Annotated in this window: 6 protein-coding genes; 1 reads left to right on the plus strand and 5 read right to left on the minus strand. The window is 64.1% G+C overall.

Annotation, left to right across the window (positions count from 1 at the left end):
• Window positions 1–29: 29 nt before the first annotated feature.
• Window positions 30–1448 carry an undecaprenyl-phosphate glucose phosphotransferase gene (locus tag AWB77_RS32060; RefSeq protein WP_061138479.1) on the plus strand — a complete coding sequence of 473 codons (1419 nt, stop codon included), beginning with the start codon at window positions 30–32 and terminating at the stop codon, window positions 1446–1448.
• Window positions 1449–1499: 51 nt separating this feature from the next.
• Here AWB77_RS32060 and rpiA read toward each other — a convergent pair whose 3' ends face one another.
• The 5 genes from rpiA to rnr form a co-directional block, all read right to left on the minus strand.
• The gene (gene rpiA, locus AWB77_RS32065) at window positions 1500–2189 is read right to left on the minus strand and encodes a ribose-5-phosphate isomerase RpiA (RefSeq protein WP_061138466.1); all 690 of its coding nucleotides are present in this window, start codon (window positions 2187–2189) and stop codon (window positions 1500–1502) included.
• Between the two features lie 75 nt (window positions 2190–2264).
• Window positions 2265–2660 carry a SirB2 family protein gene (locus tag AWB77_RS32070; protein ID WP_061138467.1) on the minus strand — a complete coding sequence of 132 codons (396 nt, stop codon included), beginning with the start codon at window positions 2658–2660 and terminating at the stop codon, window positions 2265–2267.
• A complete protein-coding gene (locus AWB77_RS32075) occupies window positions 2657–3490 on the minus strand; it encodes an N-acetylmuramoyl-L-alanine amidase (RefSeq protein ID WP_061138468.1) in 834 nt (277 codons plus the stop codon). Before AWB77_RS32075 ends, AWB77_RS32070 begins: the two co-directional genes overlap by 4 nt.
• Before the next feature lie 27 nt (window positions 3491–3517).
• Window positions 3518–4261, minus strand: coding sequence for a 23S rRNA (guanosine(2251)-2'-O)-methyltransferase RlmB (rlmB, locus tag AWB77_RS32080; RefSeq protein WP_061138469.1), 744 nt, complete (start codon window positions 4259–4261; stop codon window positions 3518–3520).
• 101 nt (window positions 4262–4362) lie between these two features.
• Window positions 4363–6825, minus strand: coding sequence for a ribonuclease R (rnr, locus tag AWB77_RS32085; protein ID WP_061138470.1), 2463 nt, complete (start codon window positions 6823–6825; stop codon window positions 4363–4365).
• Window positions 6826–7136 lie beyond the last annotated feature (311 nt).

Here is a 7136-nt window from a genome sequence, read left to right on the forward strand (position 1 = left end):
TAGGATTAATGCAAGAAAAAAACCACGACCTGTTCTCATGGCTCGCACGCTGTCTGGATGTCTGTCTCATCGTCGCGGGCGGATTGATCGCACATGAAGTACGCTTCTCGTCGCTGGACGTCAGCGATATTGAAAGGCTGCTGATCGCGTTCAATTCCGCGCTCGCTCTCCTGCTCTTCCCCGCATTCGGCGTATACGAAACCTGGCGCGGCAAGCCGTTCGCCATGATGCTCGCGCGCGTCACGCTGGCGTGGATGGCGGTCGTCGCGGGCGGCCTCGTGCTGGCATTCACGCTGCATCGTATGGATTCGGTGTCGCGGCTCTGGTTCGCGTACTCCACGATCATCTGCGGCGCGCTCATCATTGCGGCGAAGCTGATCGTGTATTCGGGACTGCGCCTGATGCGCGGACAAGGCCTGAACCAGCGCACGGTGGCGATCGTCGGCGCGCAAGGTTTCTCGCGCACGCTGCTCGCGCATCTGTGCAGCACGCCCGAGCAAGGCTTCACGCCCGTGTGCATTCTCGACACCACCGGCGACGAAGAGCTCCACGCGAGCGGCATCAGCGGCATGCCCACGCCGACGACTGCAATCGGCATGGGAGGCAATCGTTTGCCCGTGCTGAACGATTTCGACGAGCTCGTCGAGAAAGTGCGCACCGACGACATCAACGAAGTGTGGCTCGCGTTACCGCTGTCGCAGGAGCACACGATCTACCGCTTCGTGCACGCGCTGCGGCACGATTTCGTGAATCTCCGGCTGATTCCGGACACGCGCAGCATCTCGCTCTTCAATCATTCGATGACCGATGTCGCCGGCCTCGCGACCATCAATCTGACGACCTCACCGGTCCATACGCTGCAGATGTGGCCGAAGATGCTGTTCGATCGCCTGTTCGCCGCAGCCGCGCTGCTCGCGCTTTCGCCGCTGATGATCGCGATCGCCATTGCCGTGAAGGCGACCTCGCAGGGTCCCGTGTTCTTCACGCAGCACCGCAAGGGCGCGGACGGCCGGCCGTTCCGCATCTACAAGTTCCGTTCGATGGGCGTGCATCGCGAACACGGACAGGTCACGCAGGCGACGCGCAACGATCCGCGCGTGACGAAGGTCGGCGCGTTCCTGCGGCGCACGAGCCTCGACGAGCTGCCGCAGTTCCTCAACGTGCTGTTCGGGCATATGTCGGTGGTCGGCCCGCGCCCGCACGCGATCGAGCACGACGACCTCTACAAGGATCTCGTCTACGGCTACATGTTCCGCTATCGCATCAAGCCGGGCATCACGGGCTGGGCGCAGGTGAACGGCTATCGCGGCGCGACGGAGAAGGTCGAGAAGATGCAGAGCCGCGTGAAGTTCGACCTCTTCTACATTCACAACTGGTCGTTCTGGTTCGACATCAAGATCGTCGCTATGACGATGTTCAAGGGATTCATCGGACGCAACGCGTACTGATCGACGCGACGGTAAAAAGCCCGGCGATGCCTGCATCGCCGGGCTTTGTTTTTACTTGTAGTCGATCCGCTCGACGCCGTTTTCCGTGCCGAGCAGGCAGAGATTCGCGCCGCGCGCGGCGAAGAGCCCCACCGTCACGACGCCTGGCCACGCGTTGATCTGCGCTTCGAGCGCGCGCGGATCGGTGATCGACAAGCCCTTCACGTCGATGATCTCGTTACCGTTGTCCGTGATGTACGGCGCGCCGTCTTTCGTCACGCGCACGATCGGCACGCCGCCGAGCGCGGCGAGCTTGCGGCCGATTGCGGTGCGCGCCATCGGCACGACTTCGACGGGCAACGGAAACGTGCCCATTACCGGCACGCGCTTGCTGGCATCGGCGATGCACACGAACACGTCCGCCACCGATGCGACGATCTTCTCGCGCGTGAGCGCGCCGCCGCCGCCTTTGATCATCGCGCCGCTCGCGTCGATTTCATCGGCGCCGTCGACATAGATGGAGAGCGTTTCGATGTCGTTCAGATCGAACACCTTGAAGCCGTGCGCTTCGAGCCGCGCCGTGGTCGCGAGCGAACTCGATACCGCGCCGCGATACCGCGCCTTCGTTTTCGCGATGGCGTCGATGAAGCAGTTGGCCGTCGATCCGGTGCCGACGCCGATGATCGCGCCTTCGGGCACGTTCGCGTTCACGTAGTCGGCGGCGGCCTGGCCGACGAGTTGCTTGAGTTCGTCTTGAGTCATGGGAGCGGTGCTGCTTTATCGGAGAAAACTAAGATTTTAGCGAAGCGCGCGATGGGGCCGCACGGTTCGTGCACATCACGCGATCGCGTGCAGGAAGCCGAGCGGATCGTGCGTGCGCGCCACCGACGCGATGAACGCGAACACGATGATGGCCAGCACGCCGTAGACGGCGCGCGCAGCTTTCGTGCGGCCGCGCTTGAGCGCCAGCGTGCCGAGCACGATATAGACGACGAGACCGGCGATCTTCGCGCCGAGCCACGCGGCGTTTGGGGAGAACCCGATGATCGCGACGAGCGCGACGGCGCTTGCGAGCAGCAGCGTATCGACGATATGCGGCAGGATTTTCGCCGCCCGCGCGGTGAGAAGGCGCGAGTCCGTCAGCATCCAGATCCAGCGCAGCACGAAGCCGGCGATCGAGAGGGCCGCGCACGTCATGTGGATGGCGCGCAGCGGCAGGAAATATTCGTTCATTGGGAGAAGTATTTATCGAGCAAGGCCTGGGCGATGGCGTCGCTTTCGGCGTCCGCGTCGCCCGCGTAGTCGCTTGGGCGGAAGTGCATCTGGAAGGCGCTGAAGACGCGGCGCGTCTTGTCGTCGAGCACGCCGTCGGTCGCGACCTCGTAGCCGTAACGCTTTAGCTTTTCCTGCAACGCGCGCACGTCGGCGGGCGCTTTGGGATTGCGCCCGGCGAGATGCGCGGCGACGGTTACGTCGTCTGGCCATGCGCCCACGCCGGCGTCGTACAGCGCACGCCACGGAAAAAGCGGGCCGGGATCGATCTTGCGCTGCGGCGCGATATCGCTATGACCGACGATGCGCGTCGGCGGAAGGTTGTAGCGCGCGACGATATCGCGCGATAGCTTGATGAGCGCGTCGACCTGCGCGGGCGGATACGGCTGCCATTTGCCGTCGGTGAGCGGGCCGATCGGGCCGAGATTCACGTTCTCGATGCCGATCGACGATGCGTTCAATTCCGTCGCGCCCTGCCACGAACTCACGCCCGCATGCCACGCGCGCTTGTCTTCCGGCACCAGTTGATAGACGACCGGCTCCCCTTTTTCGATGCGCGGGGCATCCGGGACGACGTAGTGCACGCTGACCTGGTTGCCGGTAAGCACCGCGAGGGATTGCGCCTCGTCGATTTCCGTGTAGTGCATCACGAGGAAACGGATGCGGGAATCGGCGTTTTTCGCGTGGTATTGCGTGTCGACGATGTAGGTGGCGCGGTCTTGCATGGTGGTGGTGCAGGCGGTGAGGAGGCAGGCCGAGATCGTCGCGGCCAGGGTTAGCGCTTTCTTCATGCCGATAGGGATTGCAGGCGTCCTTGCTTACTTCTTCACCCCCCGCTGCCGCACCGCCTCGAACAGGCAGACGCCGCTCGCCACCGACACATTAAGACTTTCGACCGTTCCGGCCATCGGGATATTCATGATCTCGTCGCACGTCTCGCGTGTCAGACGGCGCATGCCCTCGCCTTCCGCGCCGACGACGATCGCCACCGGGCCATCGAGCTTCGTCTCATAGAGCGACGCCGTCGCTTCGCCCGCCGTGCCGATCACCCAGACGCCGGCGTCCTTCAACTCACGAAGCGCGCGCGCCAGATTCGTCACCGTGATGTACGGCACGCTCTCCGCCGCCCCGCTCGCGACCTTCGCCGCGGTCGCGTTCAGGCCCGCCGAACGATCGCGCGGCGCGATCACCGCATGCGCGCCCGCCGCATCCGCGACGCGCAGACACGCGCCGAGATTATGCGGATCGGTGACGCCGTCGAGCACCAGCAGCAACGGCGTGCCGGAAATGCCATCGAGCAGTTCAGCCAGATTCTGCGCGAGCGGCAAATCCTGCGCGCGCGCTACCACGCCCTGATGCTGCACGTTGCCCGACAGACCCCAGAGACGGCCTTCGTCGGCCGCGATCAGACGCACGCCCGCTTCCTTCGCGGTCCGCAGGAAATCCTGCATGCGCCGATCCTTGCGCGTCGGGTCGTACAGCACCTCCTCGATCGACGATGCATCCGCGCGCAAACGCGCGGTCACCGCGTGAAAACCGTATAGAACCTTAAGACGTGACATGGCTGATTCGAACCTTCGATGAAAACTTGAAAAGCACGACGCGGTCCGAAGCACGAAGCATCGGACCGCGCGTGTTCATGGCGGCTGCCTGTTGGGCCGCCCTAACGTTTCTTGCGCGCCGGGCGTCCCTGCGACGCGGATTTCGACGCCGCCCCGCGCTTCTTCGCCGCGCCGCCGCGCGGGCCCACCGCGGACGATGCGCCCTTTTTCGTGCCGCCGCGTGCGCGCGTGCTCGGCGCGTCGTTGTCGGCGAACGGGCGAATGCGCGGTCCTGCGCCATTGCCCGCGCTCGCGGCATCGCCCGCACCCGGCGACGGACGCGGCGACGGCGGCTTCACCGGCGTATCGCGCACGAGCCGGAAATCGATCTTGCGCGCATCGAGATCGACGCGGCCGACCTGCACGCGCACGCGATCCGACATCCGGTAGCGAATGCCGGTGCGCTCGCCGCGCAATTCGTTCTTGATCTCGTCGTACTGGAAGTAATCCGAGCCGAGCTCGGTCACGTGCACGAGCCCTTCGATGAAAAGCGAATCGAGCTGCACGAAAATGCCGAACGACGTCACGCCGTTCACCATGCCGCCGTATTCTTCGCCGAGCTTGTCGCGCATGAAGTAGCACTTGAGCCACGCTTCGACGTCGCGCGAGGCTTCGTCGGCGCGGCGTTCGTTCGACGAGCAATGCAGGCCGAGCTCTTCCCAGATCGCGACGCTGTTGCGCGCGCGGCCGCGGGCGGTGTCGTCCGATTTCTGCAGTTCGCGTGCGGCTTTCGTGAGGCCCGTGCTCAGCGATACATCGTGACCGATGTCCGGCAGATACTTCTTGCCCTGCAATATCGCGTAGATCGCCCGATGCGTGAGCAGATCGGGATAGCGCCGGATCGGACTCGTGAAGTGCGCGTAAGCTTCATACGCGAGGCCGAAGTGACCGATGTTGTCCGGGCTGTACACCGCCTGCTGCATCGAGCGCAGCACCATCGACTGCAACATCTGCGCGTCGGGCCGGTCGCGGATCTGCGCGATCAACGCGGCGTAATCGCTCGCGTGCGGCTTGTCGCCGCCTGTCAGCGTCAGGCCGACGCCGCGCAGAAACGTGCGCAGGTTCTCGAGCTTCTCTTCCGTCGGCCCCGCGTGCACGCGATACAGACCCGGATGCTTGTTGCGCTTCAGAAAATCCGCCGCGCAGACGTTCGCGGCCAGCATGCATTCCTCGATCAGCCGATGCGCGTCGTTGCGATGACGCGGCACGATCTGCTCGATCTTGCCCTGCGAGTTCACGACGATGTACGTCTCGGTCGTGTCGAAATCGATCGCGCCGCGCTTCTGGCGCGCCGCGTGCAGCGACTTGAAGACGCCGTACAGGTTCTGCAATTGCGGCAGGAGATCGGCGCGCTTCGCAGCTTCCGGGCCCTTCGTGTTGGTGAGCACGGCCGCGACTTCGGTGTACGTGAGGCGCGCCGCCGAGTGCATCACGCCCGGATAGAACTGATACGCCTTGATCTCGCCGCGCGCGGTGATGACCATGTCGCACACGAGCACGCAGCGATCGACATGCGGATTCAGCGAGCACAGACCGTTCGAGAGCTTCTCCGGCAGCATCGGAATCACGCGGCGCGGGAAATACACCGACGTGCTGCGATCGAGCGCGTCGACGTCCAGTGCTTCGTTCGGCCGCACGTAATGCGACACGTCCGCGATCGCGACCAGCAGGCGAAAGCCCTGGCCGCGGCCGACGGTGACCGGTTCGCAATACACGGCGTCGTCGAAATCGCGCGCGTCTTCGCCGTCGATGGTGACGAGCGGCACGTCGCGCAGATCCACGCGATGGCGAATGTCGACCGGGCGCACTTCGTCGGGCAGCTTCGCGGCTGCGGCGAGCGCGGCATCGCTGAACTGGTGCGGCACGCCGTATTTGCGCACCGCGATCTCGATTTCCATGCCGGGATCGTCGATATCGCCGATCACTTCGGCCACGCGCCCGAGCGGCTGCGAATGGCGGCTCGGAAAATCTGTCAGATCGACGGATACGACCTGCCCGACCTTCGCCTTCTTCGGATTCTGCGTGATGAGAATGTCGTGGCCGATGCGCTTGTCTTCGGGCACTAGAATGAGCGCGCCGTTCTCATTGACGAGCCGCCCGATGACGCGCTTGTTCGCGCGGTCCGTCACCTCGACGATATGCCCTTCCGGCCGCCCGCGCCGGTCATAGCCGACGATGCGCGCGAGCACGCGATCGTTGTGCATGACCTTCTGCATTTCGCCGTTAGGAAGGAAGAGATCGTCCTGGCCGTCGTCACGGATCAGGAAGCCGAAGCCGTCGCGATGTCCTTGCACGCGACCGGCAACGAAATTCGAAGGATGCGTGAGTTGATAGTGGCCGCGCTTGTCGAGGCGGATCTGCCCGTCGCGTTCCATTGCCGCCAGTCGCTTGAAAAATCCTTCGCGCTCCTGGCGCTTGATCGACAGCGCCTCGGCGATGTCGTTCGCGGCATGCGGTGTCTCGCTCGTGCGCAGCACGCCGAGAATTTCTTCGCGGCTCGGAATCGGATACGGATATTTGCTCAAGGGCGTAGTCGTGATTTTTCTCGTTGGATGGGACTTTTGCGGTGCTTTGCAACCAATACTGCGGTCATCGTCGCGAGTCATTCTAACACCCGTCTTTTAAGCGCCACGGGGCCTGCCGACCGATCCGGCGCGGCTCGCGCGGGCGCTGACGCACGAATGCGCGCATCGCATCGAAATGCTTGACAGTCGCCGCCGGGCCGCTATAATGGCGATCTTTGCTGCACACGCACCCTTGCCCAGGTGGCGGAATTGGTAGACGCACTAGGTTCAGGTCCTAGCGGTGGCAACACCGTGGAGGTTCGAGTCCTCTC

The sequence above is a fragment of the Caballeronia fortuita genome, assembly GCF_001544835.2.
Classification (GTDB): Bacteria; Pseudomonadota; Gammaproteobacteria; order Burkholderiales; family Burkholderiaceae; genus Caballeronia; species Caballeronia fortuita.